This is a genomic window from Lelliottia sp. WB101 (assembly GCF_003051885.1).
GTDB classification, from domain to species: Bacteria; Pseudomonadota; Gammaproteobacteria; order Enterobacterales; family Enterobacteriaceae; genus Enterobacter; species Enterobacter nimipressuralis.
In genome coordinates this window covers 986,756-1,003,236 of record NZ_CP028520.1, presented here as the reverse complement: position 1 = coordinate 1,003,236, position 16,481 = coordinate 986,756, and the positions used below count along the sequence as shown (strand labels likewise).

Annotated in this window: 14 protein-coding genes and 1 pseudogene; 8 read left to right on the top strand and 7 right to left on the bottom strand. The window is 54.2% G+C overall.

Annotated features, from left to right (window positions below):
- Positions 1–10 precede the first annotated feature (10 nt).
- The 4 genes and pseudogenes from fdxH to DAI21_RS04695 all read left to right on the top strand — a co-directional run bounded on the left by fdxH (position 11) and on the right by DAI21_RS04695 (position 3,571).
- Positions 11–913: a formate dehydrogenase subunit beta gene (fdxH, locus tag DAI21_RS04710; RefSeq protein WP_100778337.1), complete on the top strand. Its 903-nt coding sequence runs from the start codon at positions 11–13 to the stop codon at positions 911–913.
- The gene (gene fdoI / locus DAI21_RS04705; protein ID WP_100778336.1) at positions 910–1,545 is read left to right on the top strand and encodes a formate dehydrogenase cytochrome b556 subunit; all 636 of its coding nucleotides are present in this window, start codon (positions 910–912) and stop codon (positions 1,543–1,545) included. Before fdxH ends, fdoI begins: the two co-directional genes overlap by 4 nt.
- Positions 1,542–2,471 carry a formate dehydrogenase accessory protein FdhE gene (gene fdhE, locus DAI21_RS04700; RefSeq protein ID WP_100778335.1) on the top strand — a complete coding sequence of 310 codons (930 nt, stop codon included), beginning with the start codon at positions 1,542–1,544 and terminating at the stop codon, positions 2,469–2,471. Before fdoI ends, fdhE begins: the two co-directional genes overlap by 4 nt.
- A 168-nt stretch (positions 2,472–2,639) precedes the next feature.
- Positions 2,640–3,571: pseudogene (locus DAI21_RS04695) on the top strand (alpha/beta hydrolase).
- 3 nt (positions 3,572–3,574) lie between these two features.
- On the opposite strand, the gene fabY reads toward DAI21_RS04695, so the two are convergent.
- The 5 genes from fabY to typA all read right to left on the bottom strand — a co-directional run bounded on the left by fabY (position 3,575) and on the right by typA (position 8,450).
- On the bottom strand, positions 3,575–4,516 hold the full coding sequence (fabY, locus tag DAI21_RS04690; protein WP_157809219.1) for a fatty acid biosynthesis protein FabY: 942 nt from the start codon (positions 4,514–4,516) through the stop codon (positions 3,575–3,577).
- 44 nt (positions 4,517–4,560) lie between these two features.
- Positions 4,561–4,998 carry a D-aminoacyl-tRNA deacylase gene (dtd, locus tag DAI21_RS04685; RefSeq protein ID WP_107702597.1) on the bottom strand — a complete coding sequence of 146 codons (438 nt, stop codon included), beginning with the start codon at positions 4,996–4,998 and terminating at the stop codon, positions 4,561–4,563.
- On the bottom strand, positions 4,995–5,867 hold the full coding sequence (locus tag DAI21_RS04680; protein WP_100778331.1) for a virulence factor BrkB family protein: 873 nt from the start codon (positions 5,865–5,867) through the stop codon (positions 4,995–4,997). The genes dtd and DAI21_RS04680 overlap by 4 nt, the downstream gene beginning before the upstream one ends.
- On the bottom strand, positions 5,861–6,460 hold the full coding sequence (gene yihX, locus DAI21_RS04675; protein WP_100778330.1) for a glucose-1-phosphatase: 600 nt from the start codon (positions 6,458–6,460) through the stop codon (positions 5,861–5,863). The genes DAI21_RS04680 and yihX overlap by 7 nt, the downstream gene beginning before the upstream one ends.
- Positions 6,461–6,626: 166 nt before the next feature.
- A complete protein-coding gene (gene typA / locus DAI21_RS04670; RefSeq protein ID WP_100778329.1) occupies positions 6,627–8,450 on the bottom strand; it encodes a ribosome-dependent GTPase TypA in 1,824 nt (607 codons plus the stop codon).
- Positions 8,451–8,839: 389 nt separating this feature from the next.
- On the opposite strand from typA, the gene glnA reads away from it, so the two are divergent.
- From glnA to glnG, 3 genes are all read left to right on the top strand, one after another.
- On the top strand, positions 8,840–10,249 hold the full coding sequence (glnA, locus tag DAI21_RS04665; protein WP_095284040.1) for a glutamate--ammonia ligase: 1,410 nt from the start codon (positions 8,840–8,842) through the stop codon (positions 10,247–10,249).
- A 196-nt stretch (positions 10,250–10,445) separates the two neighbouring features.
- A complete protein-coding gene (gene glnL, locus DAI21_RS04660; RefSeq protein WP_100778328.1) occupies positions 10,446–11,495 on the top strand; it encodes a nitrogen regulation protein NR(II) in 1,050 nt (349 codons plus the stop codon).
- An 11-nt stretch (positions 11,496–11,506) separates the two neighbouring features.
- The gene (glnG, locus tag DAI21_RS04655; protein ID WP_102105701.1) at positions 11,507–12,919 is read left to right on the top strand and encodes a nitrogen regulation protein NR(I); all 1,413 of its coding nucleotides are present in this window, start codon (positions 11,507–11,509) and stop codon (positions 12,917–12,919) included.
- A 77-nt stretch (positions 12,920–12,996) separates the two neighbouring features.
- Here the strand turns inward: glnG and hemN are convergent, their stop codons facing one another.
- Both hemN and yihI read right to left on the bottom strand, forming a co-directional pair.
- The gene (hemN, locus tag DAI21_RS04650; protein WP_107702596.1) at positions 12,997–14,370 is read right to left on the bottom strand and encodes an oxygen-independent coproporphyrinogen III oxidase; all 1,374 of its coding nucleotides are present in this window, start codon (positions 14,368–14,370) and stop codon (positions 12,997–12,999) included.
- A gap of 188 nt (positions 14,371–14,558) precedes the next feature.
- Positions 14,559–15,074 (bottom strand): Der GTPase-activating protein YihI, encoded by a 516-nt coding sequence (gene yihI, locus DAI21_RS04640; RefSeq protein WP_100778324.1) that lies wholly within the window; start codon positions 15,072–15,074, stop codon positions 14,559–14,561.
- A gap of 582 nt (positions 15,075–15,656) precedes the next feature.
- Here yihI and yihA point away from each other — a divergent pair.
- Positions 15,657–16,283 (top strand): ribosome biogenesis GTP-binding protein YihA/YsxC, encoded by a 627-nt coding sequence (yihA, locus tag DAI21_RS04635; RefSeq protein ID WP_102105704.1) that lies wholly within the window; start codon positions 15,657–15,659, stop codon positions 16,281–16,283.
- The last annotated feature ends 198 nt before the right edge of the window (positions 16,284–16,481 follow it).

The following is a 16,481-nucleotide window of genomic DNA, read 5'->3' as shown; positions in this document are numbered from 1 at the left end:
GAGACGACTTATGGCTTATCAATCGCAAGACATCATTCGTCGTTCCGCGACTAACGGCTTCACGCCCGCGCCTCAGGCGCGGGACCACCAGCAGGAAGTGGCGAAGCTCATTGACGTCACCACCTGTATCGGCTGCAAAGCCTGTCAGGTGGCGTGTTCCGAGTGGAACGATATCCGTGACGAAGTGGGTCATAACGTCGGGGTGTACGACAACCCCGCCGATTTGACCGCCAAGTCCTGGACGGTGATGCGTTTCTCAGAAGTGGAACAGGACGACAAACTGGAGTGGCTAATCCGCAAGGATGGCTGTATGCACTGCGCCGATCCGGGCTGCCTGAAGGCGTGTCCGTCCGAAGGGGCTATCATTCAGTATGCCAATGGCATCGTCGACTTCCAGTCTGAACAGTGTATCGGCTGCGGCTACTGCATTGCGGGCTGCCCGTTCAACGTGCCGCGACTGAACCCGGAAGACAACCGCGTCTATAAATGTACGCTGTGCGTCGACCGCGTGAATGTCGGCCAGGAGCCGGCCTGCGTGAAAACCTGTCCGACGGGGGCCATTCACTTTGGCTCCAAAGAGGATATGAAAACCCTGGCGGGCGAGCGCGTCGCCGAGCTGAAAACCCGTGGTTACGACAACGCCGGTCTGTACGATCCGGCGGGCGTTGGCGGTACGCACGTCATGTATGTGCTGCACCATGCCGACAAGCCGAATCTGTATCACGGCCTGCCGGAGAACCCGGAAATCAGCGCGACCGTTAAATTCTGGAAAGGCATCTGGAAACCGCTGGCCGCCGTTGGCTTCGCTGCAACCTTTGCCGCCAGCATCTTCCACTATGTCGGTGTCGGCCCGAACCGCGCGGAAGAGGAAGACGACAATCTGCATGAAGAGAAAGACGAGGTGCGCAAATGAAAAGACGTGACACCATCGTGCGCTACACAGCGCCGGAACGTATCAACCACTGGGTCACCGCCTTCTGCTTCATGCTGGCGGCGATAAGCGGGCTGGGATTTTTCTTCCCGTCCTTTAACTGGCTGATGCAAATCATGGGCACACCGCAGCTGGCGCGTATTCTGCACCCGTTTGTCGGCGTGATTATGTTTGCCTCGTTTATCATCATGTTTTTCCGCTACTGGCACCATAACCTAATCAATCGGGATGATATCTTTTGGGCGAAGAATATTCGTAAGATCGTCGTCAACGAGGAAGTGGGTGATACCGGGCGTTATAACTTCGGCCAGAAATGCGTATTCTGGGCGGCGATTATCTTCCTGGTCCTGTTGCTGGTGAGCGGCGTGATTATCTGGCGTCCGTATTTTGCGCCCGCTTTCTCAATCCCGGTGATCCGATTTGCGCTGATGCTGCATTCATTTGCCGCAGTCGCGTTAATTGTGGTTATCATGGTGCATATCTACGCCGCCCTATGGGTGAAAGGCACTATTACCGCGATGGTGGAAGGATGGGTTACCAGTACGTGGGCGAAGAAACATCACCCGCGCTGGTACCGTGAGGTCCGCAAGACAACGGAAAAGAAAACTGAATGAGTATTCGCATAATCCCGCAAGATGAGCTGGGTTCGAGCGAGAAACGCACGGCGGAGTACATTCCGCCGTTGTTATTCCCCAGACTCAAGAACCTCTACAACCGCCGCGCAGAGCGTCTGCGCGAGCTGGCAGAGAACAATCCGCTCGGTGAATTTCTGCGCTTTGCCGCGCTGATCGCCCACGCGCAGGAAGTGGTGCTGTACGACCACCCGCTGCAAATGGACCTCACCGCGCGCATCAAAGAAGCCAACGAGCAGGGCAAACCGCCGCTGGATATTCACGTTCTGCCGCGCGACAAGCACTGGCAAAAGCTGCTGCACTCGCTGATTGCCGAGCTGAAGCCTGAGATGAGCGGCCCTGCGCTGGCGGTGATCGAGAATCTGGAAAAAGCCTCCGATCTGGAGCTGGAAGAGATGGCGAGCGCGCTGTTTGCCTCCGATTTTTCCCTGGTCAGTAGCGATAAAGCGCCCTTTATCTGGGCCGCCCTGTCGCTCTACTGGGCGCAAATGGCGAGCCTGATTCCGGGTAAAGCGCGTGCAGAATACGGTGAAGCCCGTCAGTTCTGCCCGGTGTGTGGCTCGATGCCCGTGACCAGCATGGTGCAAATCGGCACCACGCAAGGCTTGCGTTATCTGCACTGCAACCTGTGTGAAACCGAGTGGCACGTGGTGCGCATCAAATGCAGCAACTGCGAACAGACCCGCGATCTGAACTACTGGTCGCTGGAAAACGAGAATGCGGCCGTTAAAGCCGAAAGCTGCGGTGACTGCGGGACCTACCTGAAAATTCTCTATCAGGAAAAAGACCCGAAAGTGGAAGCTGTCGCAGACGACCTCGCCACGCTGGTACTCGACGCGCGGATGGAGCAAGAGGGCTTCGCCCGCAGCTCAATCAACCCGTTCTTGTTCCCGGGTGAAGGGGAGTAGTTTTCTGTAACAGTGCCGGGCGACGCAAGGTTGCCCGGCCTGCATCTGCCTTCATGCTCCATTTTGCGAGCCGCGTTCGAGATTCCAACCCCCACCAAAATCCCCGTTTTCTTTTGCAACAAACCAGGCTATAACGCTGTATATCCATACAGATAACCGGAAAGAATTATGGCACTGGAAAAAGGGATTGCTGAACTGGTTCAGGGGTTTATCGCGGCCGGGCGCCCCTCTGCACGAGAGCAGAATATTGATGACCGGCGCGCAGGGTATGTCGCGAGCACGGTGCTGGCAGGCGAAACGGAAACGCGCGTTCACGTCGAGTCTGTCGAACTTGAAGGGATGCGGTTTAGGGTTTATTCGCCGCTCAATGCCCCTGAGATTTTACCGACGGTTGTCTATTATCACGGCGGGTGCTTTATCAGCGGCGGCTTTGAGACTCATGATGGCCAGTTACGTCAGCTGGCTTACTACAGCCGCTGTCGGATCGTTGCCGTGCAGTATCGTCTGGCACCGGAATACACCTTCCCCGCCGCCCATAACGATGCTGAAAAAGCCGCGTGTCTGGTCTGGCACTATGCCGATCGGTTTGGCATCGATAAAAATCAAATTACCCTCGCCGGTGATAGCGCGGGGGGCATCTGGCGCTGGTGACTGCGCTGCGACTCAAGGCGGCAAGGGAATGGCAGCCGGCACAGTTAATTCTGATCTATCCCATGCTCGACTCGACGGCGTATTTTGAAAGCTATATCCGCAACGGTGCGGACTATGTCATTACTCGCGATACGCTTCTCAGCGGTTACGAGTTATATCTTTCAGGAACCGACCGTCTTCATCCTGAAGCCAGTCCGCTATGGCGTGACGACCTTAACGGGCTGCCCCAGACGCATATCATCACCGCCGAGTTTGATCCGCTTTGTGATGAAGGCGAAGCACTCTTTCAGCGAATGACGGAACAGGGCGTCACCTGTACGTGTCAGCGCTGGTCGGGTGTCATACATGGTTTCTTTCAGTTAGGCGGAGTTAGCCAGTCAGCGCGAGACGTGATGCGGGATGTGGCCTGGCGAGTCAGCTCACCAGGCCGGGAGAGGTCGCAAGAATGAGGGTTATTCCTCCTCGTTCCCGCCCTCTTCGTAAGGGCCAAACGGCTTCGCTGGCAGCACGAGATAGGTGCCTTCGAAAATGGCGCCTGGCGCTTCATCGCCAAACAGCTCGACCTGCATCTGCACGCGGGCTTTACGCCCACGCGCCAGACGGTCCAGGTCACCGCTGAGGGAGCCTAAGTCCGCGACTGCGCTCGGTTTACCGCTGATAGGGCTGCTGTAGCGGATATGCGCATCGGCGAGAATAATGGTGCCGCCAAGGTGTCTTTCGCGCAGCATCAGCCAGATCAGCCCCCAGCCGGTCAAGGTGGCCAGCGAGAACAGGCTGCCTGCGAACAGGGTATGGTGCGGGTTCTGATTGCCGATTTCCGGCATGGTGGTAATGAATTTTTGCCCGGTGTATTGCTGGATGCGCACGCCCATCTTTTCGCTCAGCGGAATATGCTGATACCAGGCCTGCTGCAGCTGCCCGCACCAGTCGGCGCGGTGGAGAATGTCATCAAGGGTGGCGATGGGTTTGATCATCAAAAAATGACGAATCGGGGTGGTTTGCGGCGCGGTAATTTCGCCTTCATTGACGAAACCCAGCTTGGAGAAAAACTCCACGGCGTCTTCGCGGGCGCTACAGGTGACGCGTTTAACGCCCTCCTGACGGGCAACGGACTCAAGAGTCATCGCCATCAGGGTGCCAAGCCCTTTGTCCTGTACGGACGGATGCACAGCCATAAAACGGATTGAGGCTTCATTGTCGGCATTGATATATAAACGCCCGACGGCAACAAGGTTGCCCTCTTCGTCGACCACCATCTGATGATGCGCCATCGCATCCCAGGCATCGCGCTCGGAGCCTTTCGGCTGATGTAACGGCTTACGCAGCATTTCCCAGCGAAAATGGTAGTAAACCTCTAATTCTTCTTCTGTTTGCGGTACTCGAAGGTGATACATAGCTGTACTCTCTCTTGTTACCCGCGGCCATGCCGCCAGCTGGCTCATACCTGGAGCCAGAATGTGACGGGGCCATCGTTCACCAGCGACACCTGCATATCTGCAGCAAATCGTCCGGTTTGCGTATTCATTTCCTGTTGACGACACCGTTCAACAAAGTATTCGTAAAGTGCTTCAGCACGGTCGGGCGCGGCACCTTTGGAGAAGCCCGGACGCATGCCGCGTTCCGTGTCGGCGGCCAGGGTAAACTGAGACACCACCAGCACGCTACCCCCCGCCTGCTGAACGTTCAGGTTCATCTTCCCGTCGGCATCGCCAAAAATGCGATACCCAAGCACGCGCTCACACAGACGATTCGCTTTTTGTTCGTCGTCATCCTTTTCGACACCTAACAACACCAAAAGTCCTGGGCCAATTTCACCCGTCACCTCATCCTCCACGGTGACGCTGGCACGGGTTACGCGCTGAATCAATGCAATCATGGTTGGTCTGCTTCTTCTTGTTCTGCGGCTTGTTTGAGTTTGCGGTATTCACCGAGAGTGACAGTTATTTCGGCACCTAGCAAGACGATACACCAGGTCCAGTATACCCAGACAAACAAAATCGGGATCACCGCCAGCACGCCATAAATCAGCTGATACGACGGGAACATGGTGATGTAGAGTGCAAACCCTTTTTTGCCCAGCTCGAACAGGATTGCCGCCACCAGCGCCCCAACAATAGCGTCCCGGTTAGGCACCTGTGTGGTCGGCACCACGCTGTAAAGCAGCCAGAATGAGAGCCAGGAGAGGATCAGCGGGAAGATGCGTAACACGTTGTCGATGACGCTGTTTAAATCGCTCGCCCAGCGTAATGACAGAAGATAAGAGCTGATCGCCAGACTGGCCCCGGCCAGCAGCGGCCCCAGCGTCAGAATCATCCAGTAAACGGCAAACGAGTAAACTTTTGGCCGCACGCGCTTGCTGTGCCAGATGGTATTCAGCGCACTATCGATGGCATACATCAGCAGCAGAGCGGTCACGATCAGCCCGCAGGCGCCCACGGCGGTCATCTTGCTGGAGTTGGCAACGAACTGCTCGATATACCCCTGAATTACGTCCCCAGTGGCGGGAATAAAGTTAGCAAACACAAAGTGGCGCAGCTGCAGACTCACATCGGCAAACATCGGAAACGCAGAGAACAACGCGAAAATCACCGCCACCAGCGGAACCAATGAGAGCAACGACACGTAAGCGAGATTGCCCGCCAGCGTGGTCATGTTGTCCTCATCAATCCTCTGCCAGAGCAGTTTGATCCACGCCCGAAACGGACGCGTATGGTGTGTGGCTTTTTGATGAACGGTTTTTAACATAACTGCTTCGCAAAGTAGTTCGGTATCGTCTCTTTCCCTGTGACCAGGATCGACGTGATACCCAACTGGTTAGCTCCCTCTATATTATCGGCGTTATCGTCAAAAAAGACCGTATCGGCGGCAGAGAATCCTTCTGCCTGCAAGACGGCCTGATAAATTCGCGCCTCAGGTTTGCGCATGCCCATCTCCTGAGACAGGTAAATTTTATCTGCAGCGTGCTGGATTTGTGGATACTCACCAGGCCAGAACGTGGTGTGCAGACGATTGGTATTGGACAGCACGACCACGCGATGCCCCTGTTCGCGAAGCTTGTTCATGGTGTCGATGACCTCCGGGCGAAGTGCCACAAATACCGCCTGCCAGCCGTGAGCAAACTGCTCGTAGCTCAAGGGCAGATCCATCTCGTGACACATGGCTTCAGCGAAGGCTTCATCGCTGATTTCCCCCCGCTCATGCTGGTGAAATGCCTCTCCCATGGTGAAATTCTGTTTCAGGGTCGCCAGCGGCACACGGCTAAAATCGCTCCATGCACCCAGCACTCGATTAAAATCGATATCGACGATGACATTTCCTAAGTCAAAGATATAAAGCATGTTTATCTCCTTCGCGCCGTGGAGAAATAACTGTAGCGGGAAAGATAGGCTTTGGCTATGCGTCAGATTCAGCTTAGCGCATGAGAGCGTTAGGGAATTCACTCCAATAAAAAAGCCGCTGATATTCAGCGGCTTTTCGCACGACATACCTCAGAGAGGAGTCGTATTAGTCTTTGCTGCCACGGCCCGCACGTTTACGGTCGTTCTCAGTCAGGTGACGTTTACGGATACGTACGGAGGTAGGAGTAACTTCTACCAGTTCGTCGTCATCGATAAATTCCAGAGCCTGCTCAAGAGACATTTTCTGTGCTGGAACCAGCGTGGTGGCTTCGTCAGTACCGGAAGCACGCATGTTGGTCAGTTTCTTACCGGTCAGGCAGTTTACAGTCAGGTCGTTAGAACGACTGTGAATACCGATGATCTGGCCTTCGTAAACTTCTGCACCGTGACCCAGGAACAGCTTACCGCGGTCCTGCAGGCTGAACAGTGCGAACGCAACTGCTTTACCCTGGCCGTTAGAGATCAGCACGCCGTTCTGGCGCTGGCCGATTTCACCCGGTTTAACGTCATCGTAGTGGCTGAAGGTGGAGTACAGCAGACCGGTACCGGAGGTCATGGTCATGAACTCGGTACGGAAGCCGATCAGGCCACGTGCCGGGATCAGGTAATCCAGACGAATACGGCCTTTGCCGTCAGGGATCATGTCTTTGACATCGCCCTTACGCTCACCCATTGCCTGCATCACAGAACCCTGGTGCTGTTCTTCGATATCCAGCGTCACGTTCTCGAACGGCTCTTGCATACGGCCATCGATCATACGGTTGATAACTTTCGGACGGGACACAGCCAGTTCGAAGCCTTCACGACGCATGTTTTCGATAAGAACGGACAGGTGCAGCTCACCACGACCGGATACACGGAACGCGTCCGCATCTTCGGTTTCTTCAACGCGCAGCGCAACGTTGTGCACCAGCTCTTTGTTCAGGCGGTCAAGGATCTGACGAGAGGTAACGTATTTACCTTCTTTGCCACAGAACGGAGAGGTGTTGACGTTGAAGAACATGGTTACAGTCGGTTCATCAACAGACAGCGCTGGCAGTGCTTCAACATTTTGCGGATCGCAAAGGGTGTCGGAGATGTTCAGCTCGCCCAGACCGGTGATCGCGATGATGTCGCCTGCTTCGGCTTCGGTGGATTCAATACGCTCCAGACCGAGGTGAGTCAGAACTTTGCCGACTTTACCGTTGCGGGTTTTACCTTCGCTGTCGATGACAGTGACTTGCTGGTTAGGCTTCACTTTACCGCGCTTGATGCGACCGATACCGATTACGCCAACGTAGTTGTTGTAATCCAGCTGGGAGATCTGCATCTGGAACGGACCATCGAGGTCAACGCTTGGTGCTTTAACGTGGTCAACAATCGCCTGGTACAGCGGGGTCATGTCTTCCGCCATATCAGTGTGGTCGTTGCCCGCGATACCCATCAGTGCTGATGCATAGATGATTGGGAAATCGAGTTGCTCGTCGCTTGCGTCGAGGTTAACGAACAGGTCAAACACCTGATCCACAACCCAGTCAGGACGCGCGCCAGGACGGTCAACTTTGTTGATAACCACGATTGGCTTCAAACCATGGGCGAATGCCTTTTTGGTTACGAAGCGCGTCTGCGGCATTGGGCCATCCATTGCGTCAACGACCAGCAGAACGGAGTCTACCATGGACATTACACGTTCAACTTCACCACCGAAGTCGGCGTGGCCTGGGGTATCAACGATGTTGATACGGTAGTCATTCCATTTGATAGCGGTGTTTTTAGCGAGGATGGTAATCCCACGCTCTTTCTCCAAATCGTTGGAGTCCATCACGCGTTCGGTGGCTTCAGCACGTTCATTACTGAAGGTACCGGATTGCTGCAGCAGCTTGTCAACCAGGGTAGTTTTACCATGGTCAACGTGCGCGATGATGGCGATATTACGCAGATTTTCGATCACAACTTTGCCTCAGGCATTTAGAAATAGCGCGTTATTGTACACGGATTAATCGCAGGACTAAACAGGATCACAAACATCCTCCGCAAACAAGTATCGCAGAGTTGCTTTGTGATCGCTTTCACGCAGCGTAAAAAGTGCACTTTAACGGAAATTGCACCAATATGGTGCTCAATGTTCACACTGAAGCACTATACTGGTGCAAGATGACTATCGTGGTGCAGCTCATTTGCACTATGACGTGCATGATAACGCCTTTTTGGGGTGATTTAAAAGTTGGCACAGATTTCGCTTTATAAAAATACGGCAAAAACATGGCGACCACGCCAGCCTTACACAGAATTGAAGACCTCGTTACCACGACGACAATGACCAATCCGGGAGAGTTACGTATGTCCGCTGAACACGTTTTGACGATGCTGAACGAACACGAAGTGAAGTTTGTTGATCTGCGCTTCACTGATACCAAAGGTAAAGAACAGCACGTCACAATTCCTGCTCATCAGGTAAATGCCGAATTCTTTGAAGAAGGCAAAATGTTTGACGGCTCCTCAATCGGCGGCTGGAAAGGTATCAACGAATCCGACATGGTTCTGATGCCAGACGCAACCACTGCGCTCATTGACCCGTTCTACGAAGAGTCTACCCTGATTATTCGTTGCGACATCCTCGAGCCAGGCACGCTGCAGGGCTACGACCGCGACCCACGCTCCATCGCTAAACGCGCTGAAGAGTACCTGCGTTCTACCGGTATCGCGGACACCGTGCTGTTCGGGCCAGAACCAGAATTCTTCCTGTTTGACGATATTCGCTTTGGTGCGTCTATCTCCGGTTCCCACGTTGCTATCGACGATATCGAAGGCGCATGGAACTCCTCCACCAAATATGAAGGTGGTAACAAAGGTCACCGTCCAGGCGTGAAAGGCGGTTACTTCCCGGTTCCTCCGGTCGACTCTTCTCAGGACATCCGTTCTACCATGTGTCTGATCATGGAAGAGATGGGCCTGGTTGTTGAAGCGCATCACCACGAAGTGGCGACTGCGGGTCAGAACGAAATCGCAACCCGCTTTAACACCATGACCAAAAAAGCGGATGAGATTCAGATCTACAAATATGTGGTTCACAACGTTGCACACCGCTTCGGTAAAACTGCGACCTTTATGCCAAAACCTATGTTCGGCGATAACGGTTCCGGTATGCACTGCCACATGTCTCTCTCCAAGAACGGGACTAATCTGTTCTCTGGTGACAAATATGCGGGTCTGTCCGAGCAGGCGCTGTTCTACATCGGTGGCGTCATCAAGCACGCTAAAGCGATCAACGCCCTGGCGAACCCAACCACCAACTCCTATAAGCGTCTGGTCCCAGGCTACGAAGCGCCAGTAATGCTGGCTTACTCTGCCCGTAACCGTTCTGCTTCTATCCGTATTCCAGTGGTTGCGTCTCCAAAAGCGCGTCGTATCGAAGTGCGCTTCCCGGACCCAGCGGCTAACCCATACCTGTGCTTCGCAGCGCTGCTGATGGCTGGTCTTGATGGTATCAAGAACAAGATCCACCCAGGCGAAGCGATGGACAAAAACCTGTACGACCTGCCTCCAGAAGAAGCGAAAGAGATCCCACAGGTTGCCGGTTCTCTGGAAGAAGCACTGAACGCGCTGGACGCTGACCGTGAGTTCCTGACTGCTGGCGGCGTGTTCACTGACGACGCTATCGATGCTTACATCGCACTGCGTATTGAAGAGAACGACCGCGTTCGCATGACGCCACACCCGGTTGAGTTCGAACTGTACTACAGCGTTTAATTTTCATCTGATTCACCGTCTTTCTTGTCGCTGCGGTGACAGGAAAGACGCAGAAGATTTTTTTGTTGCCGTGGAAACTTTTAGCCCATCTTCGGATGGGCTTTTTTCTCCACCAACAACCTGATCTCACGCGCTTTTTACCACTAAAACGCTATACTGCACTAAATTAGTGCACCCAACTCCAGGAGACTGCTTAATGGCAACTGGCACGCTGCCCGATGCTGGGCAGATCCTCAATTCTTTAATCAACAGTATCTTACTGGTCGACGACGAGCTGGCGGTCCATTACGCCAACCCTGCGGCGCAGCAGCTGCTCGCCCAAAGCTCGCGTAAATTATTCGGTACCCCACTCCCGGAACTGTTGAGCTATTTTTCGCTGAATATTGCGTTGATGCAGGAAAGTTTATCGGCAGGCCAGGGCTTTACCGATAACGAAGTGACCCTGGTGATCGACGGGCGCTCGCACATTCTCTCCCTCACGGCGCAACGTCTGCCGGAAGGATTAATTCTGCTGGAAATGGCGCCGATGGATAATCTGCGCCGTTTGAGCCAGGAGCAGCTCCAGCACGCACAGCAAATCGCCGCGCGCGATCTGGTGCGGGGGCTTGCCCATGAGATTAAAAACCCGCTGGGAGGCCTCCGAGGCGCTGCACAGCTGTTAACCAAAGCACTGCCGGACCCGGCGCTGGCGGAATACACCAACGTCATCATTGAACAGGCCGATCGTCTGCGCAATCTGGTGGACCGTCTGCTTGGGCCGCAGCAGCCAGGCATGCACGTTACCGAGAGCATCCACAAAGTGGCTGAGCGGGTGGTGAAGCTGGTGTCGATGGAGTTGCCTGCCAACGTCACGCTGGTGCGCGATTACGATCCGAGTCTGCCGGAGTTGCCGCACGATCCCGACCAGATTGAACAGGTTCTGCTGAATGTGGTGCGTAACGCGCTGCAAGCCTTAGGCGCGGATGGCGGGCAAATCATTCTGCGTACGCGTACCGCGTTCCAGCTGACGCTGCATGGCGTGCGCTATCGCCTCGCCGCCCGAATCGACGTAGAAGACAACGGGCCAGGAATTCCGTCGCATCTGCAGGACACGCTGTTCTACCCGATGGTGAGCGGCCGCGAGGGCGGAACCGGGCTGGGATTGTCCATCGCCCGTAATTTGATTGACCAACACTCCGGCAAAATTGAATTTACCAGTTGGCCGGGTCATACCGAGTTTTCGGTTTACCTGCCAATAAAAAAATAAAGGTGACGACGATGCAACGAGGGATAGTCTGGGTAGTCGATGATGATAGCTCCATCCGCTGGGTGCTTGAACGCGCGCTTACCGGAGCAGGATTAAACTGCACCACCTTTGAAAGCGGTAGCGAAGTGCTTGATGCGCTCATCACTAAAACCCCGGACGTGCTGCTTTCGGATATCCGGATGCCGGGGATGGATGGGCTTGCGCTGTTAAAGCAGATTAAGCAACGTCATCCGATGCTTCCGGTCATCATAATGACTGCTCACTCCGATCTGGATGCCGCCGTTAGCGCCTATCAGCAGGGCGCATTTGATTACCTGCCAAAACCCTTTGATATCGATGAAGCCGTCGCCCTGGTGGAACGCGCCATCAGCCACTATCAGGAGCAACAGCAGCCGCGAAACGCGCCTGTCTTTGGCCCGACGACCGATATCATTGGCGAAGCGCCCGCGATGCAGGATGTGTTTCGCATCATTGGCCGCCTGTCGCGTTCATCCATCAGTGTGCTGATTAACGGCGAATCCGGGACCGGTAAAGAGCTGGTTGCGCACGCCCTGCATCGCCACAGCCCGCGCGCGAAGGCCCCGTTTATCGCCCTGAATATGGCCGCCATTCCGAAGGATTTGATCGAGTCGGAACTGTTTGGCCATGAGAAAGGCGCATTTACCGGCGCAAATACCATTCGTCAGGGCCGCTTTGAACAGGCGGACGGCGGGACGCTTTTCCTCGATGAAATCGGCGATATGCCGCTGGACGTGCAAACACGTCTGCTGCGCGTGCTGGCCGATGGGCAGTTTTATCGCGTCGGCGGCTACGCCCCCGTTAAAGTCGACGTGCGCATTATCGCCGCCACGCACCAGAACCTTGAACAGCGCGTGCAGGAAGGCAAATTCCGTGAAGACTTGTTCCACCGTCTGAACGTGATTCGCGTCCATCTCCCGCCGCTACGCGAACGCCGGGAAGATATTCCGCGTCTGGCGCGCCATTTCCTGCAGGTGGCGGCTCGCGAACTGGGCGTGGAAGCCAAACTGCTGCACCCGGAAACCGATGCCGCGTTGACGCGACTGGCGTGGCCGGGCAACGTGCGTCAACTGGAAAACACCTGCCGCTGGCTCACCGTTATGGCTGCCGGGCAGGAAGTGCTGATTCAGGATTTACCGGGTGAACTGTTTGAATCTACCGCGCCCGAAAGCAGCACCGGACAGTCGTTACCTGACAGCTGGGCGACGCTGCTGGCGCAGTGGGCGGATCGCGCGCTGCGTTCCGGTCATCAAAACCTGCTTTCCGAAGCGCAGCCTGAAATGGAGCGTACGTTACTGACAACCGCGCTTCGCCATACTCAGGGGCATAAACAGGAAGCGGCACGTCTGCTGGGTTGGGGGCGAAATACCCTGACGCGGAAGCTAAAAGAGCTGGGAATGGAATAGCACTTCTACGCCTGTTGGCGCAGTGCTGATGAGAACTACGCCTGGTAGTCCCGGTCAGCGCTGCACCACAGGGGCTTTTAGATTACGCGTGAAAATTGCTGCAAGCGGGCTTTCTGGCGCAGGTAGGCGTCAAAGCACATGCAGATATTACGGATCAACAAGCGTCCTTTTGGCGTCACCTGAATCGCTTTATCGCTTACATCCACCAGCCCATCCTTCGCCAGCGGCGCGAGCAGCTTCAGATCTTCAGCAAAGTAGTCGGCAAAGTCGAGTTCCCACTGGGATTCGATGTCGGCAAAATCGAGGCGGAAGTTGCAGATTAACGCCTTAATCACATCCCGACGGATGCAGTCATCGCGCGTAAGCGCAATGCCGCGCCACAGAGCGTTTCCGCTTTCATCCACCTGCTGATAATACTGTTTCAATTCTTTCTGATTCTGCGCATAGCAGTCGCCAATCATGCTGATCGCCGAGACTCCCATCCCCAGTAAATCGGTGTCGCCCTGGGTGGTGTAGCCCTGGAAATTGCGGTGCAGCACACCTTCGCGCTGGGCAATGGCCAGCTCGTCATCAGGACGGGCGAAGTGATCCATGCCGATAAACTGGTAGCCGGTTTCCGTCAGAGACGTAATGGTTTCCTGCAGGATATCCAGCTTCTGCTGAGCAGAGGGCAAATCGGCATCTTTTATTTTGCGCTGAGCGGCAAAAAGCGTCGGCAGGTGCGCATAGTTAAAGACGCTCAGACGATCGGGATTCAGCTCTGCCACGCGTTTCAGCGTGAAGGCGAAGCTTTCCGGCGTCTGTTTCGGCAGGCCGTAGATCAGGTCGATGTTGGTCGAGGTAAAACCGATTTCGCGTGCGTGATTCAGCAGCGCAAAAATAAATTCCTCATCCTGCTCGCGATTGACCAGGCGCTGAACCTCTTTGTTAAAGTCCTGCACGCCCATGCTCAGGCGATTAAAGCCCTCGGCTCGCAGGTGATCGAGTACATCCAGCTCGATTTCACGCGGATCGACTTCAATAGAAATTTCAGCATCGGCCTCAAAACGGAAGTTGGCCCGCAGAAGATCCATCAGACGGCTGATTTGCGCTTTATTGAGATAGGTTGGCGTACCGCCGCCCCAGTGGAGCTGGCTTACGTTTCGCCCGGCAAACAGCGGCGCACGGTGCAGGATTTCCTGCTCGAGGGCGTCCAGATACTGATCGGCTTTGTGCTGCTGGCGGGTGACGATTTTATTGCACCCGCAGAAATAGCAGAGCTTGTGGCAGAAAGGAATGTGAACATAGAGCGACAGCGGGCGTTCAGGATATCGCGCAACTGCCTGCAAAAAATCGGCCTCGCCGAAAGTTTCAGCAAACTCCAGCGCGGTCGGGTATGAGGTATAACGCGGCCCGGAATAGTTATATTTCTGGATCAGGGCCAGATCCCAGTCGATGTTTGGTACAGACATGCTCACTCCTTCCGTTGGTGTCGCGTTCGTATACGGCGGCCCGTTTTGACCCCATTGCGGGTCAATATTCGGGTGCGCAGCCACCTCTGTCGCCGCGACAACCGCCGTAGTTTAACGAATAACCACACCAGATAACATATAACCGGAAGGGTTATAAGAAGGACTATAGAGCCCGCTGGGTGCAAATGTTAGTTTCCACCTTTCAGCAGACGCATCATGTCGTCCTGCTTTTCTTCTTCTTCGTCTTCTTCATCGTCGTAAGAGAGACCGAGCTGCTGCATCAGTTCATCGATACGATCCAGTTTGGCATCGACCCATTTCTGCTCTTCAGCGTTCAGGGCTTCACCGCCCTCAAGACGTTCCAGCAGCGCGTCCAGGCGCTCATCGTTCTCCAGCATATCCAGCTCAGCCTGCGGTGAAAGCATAGGTTTCTCGCTCTTTTTAGGTTTTTGCTGCTTGATAACCGGGGCGTCCGTCACGCCCAGGGGAATTGGCGTTTTGCTCCCGATGCGCGGATCTTTCTGTTTGGATTGTTGCGCGGCGGAACCTGAAGCACTGCTGCCGTTCGCACGGCTACCCGAAGCATGACCACTATGCTTTTTCGCACGTTTGCGATCGCGAGCTTCCTGATTCAGTTCTTCACGGGTTTTGCGGTGCGCTTTTGCCGGGCGTTTAGCGCCCGCTGTGGATGTCGGTTTTTTCATGATGCCTTGTCTTTAAGCCATTTTCTTCAGTATAGAATTGCGGCGAAATCTAGCAGAAAGCAAGCAAAGAAAAAAGGCGACAGAGCAATCTGTCGCCTTTTTTCCTGACTCTCAACCCTTAACGGGTTATTCAATCCCTGTTTGCTAACAACTCACCCTGTTTATCCCTTAGCGAATATCATCCTTAATAGGGTCCATTTCCTTTTTTGAACGCCTCCTGGCGCTAACCATCCTGGTCGTCTTCCTGAGTCTTCGCCTCCTGGCGCTCCTGACCCTTATCCCTAAGTCATTATCCTGTTGGCATCCTCGCCTTGGGTGCTACTTTACCTTTTTCAGTGCTTCTGACAAGCCATCAAACTGGCCAAAATGGTATTTTCAGATAATTCCAAATCCTCAACATTATGATTTTAAATGATATGTTATTTTTACCGCATGAGGATTCTCTTAAATGTCCCATAGAGATTATGGGCAATGTCTCACAAACCCAATGGGTTTAATCTACATCCCGGAAGCGAAGTGAAAAGCCTTTTGCCTGCATTCAGGTATACTCCCCTTCAGATTAAGATTTTTGGAGACGACCACGTGACTACCTGGAACTACCAACAGACGCATTTTGTCACCAGTGCGCCTGATATTCGCCACTTACCGCCTGATACAGGTATCGAAGTGGCATTTGCTGGCCGCTCCAACGCGGGCAAATCCAGCGCCCTGAATACACTGACGAACCAGAAAAGCCTGGCGCGTACCTCTAAAACACCAGGTCGTACCCAGCTGATTAACCTGTTTGAAGTCGCTGATGGTAAGCGCCTGGTGGATTTACCCGGTTACGGCTACGCAGAAGTGCCAGAAGAGATCAAAATCAAATGGCAGCGCGCGCTGGGTGAATACTTGGAAAAACGCCAGTGCCTGAAAGGGCTGGTTGTGCTGATGGATATCCGCCATCCGCTTAAAGATCTCGATCAGCAGATGATCCACTGGGGTGTCGCCAGCGAAATTCCTGTTCTGGTGCTGCTGACCAAAGCCGATAAACTGGCGAGCGGTGCGCGTAAAGCACAGTTAAAACTGGTGCGCGAAGCCGCGGTAGAATTTGGCGGTGACGTGCAAATTGAGACGTTTTCATCGCTGAAAAAGCAGGGTGTGGACGTTTTACGTCATAAGCTTGATAGCTGGTTTAACGATCTGGAACCCGCGACAGAAGCGGAAGAGTGATAAAAAAGCGCGGCGATGTCCGCGTTTTTTTTGGTCCAATTATTTTCTTTGCCGCAATAAAAAACGCCCCAGTCATTACTGACTGGGGCGGCTAAAATATTCAGCCAAATCCGATTACGTGAAGTAAAAGGTCTGAAAGATAGAACATCTTACCTCTGTACCCTACGTCGTTAACTCTACTCTTTTTTTATCGCTGGA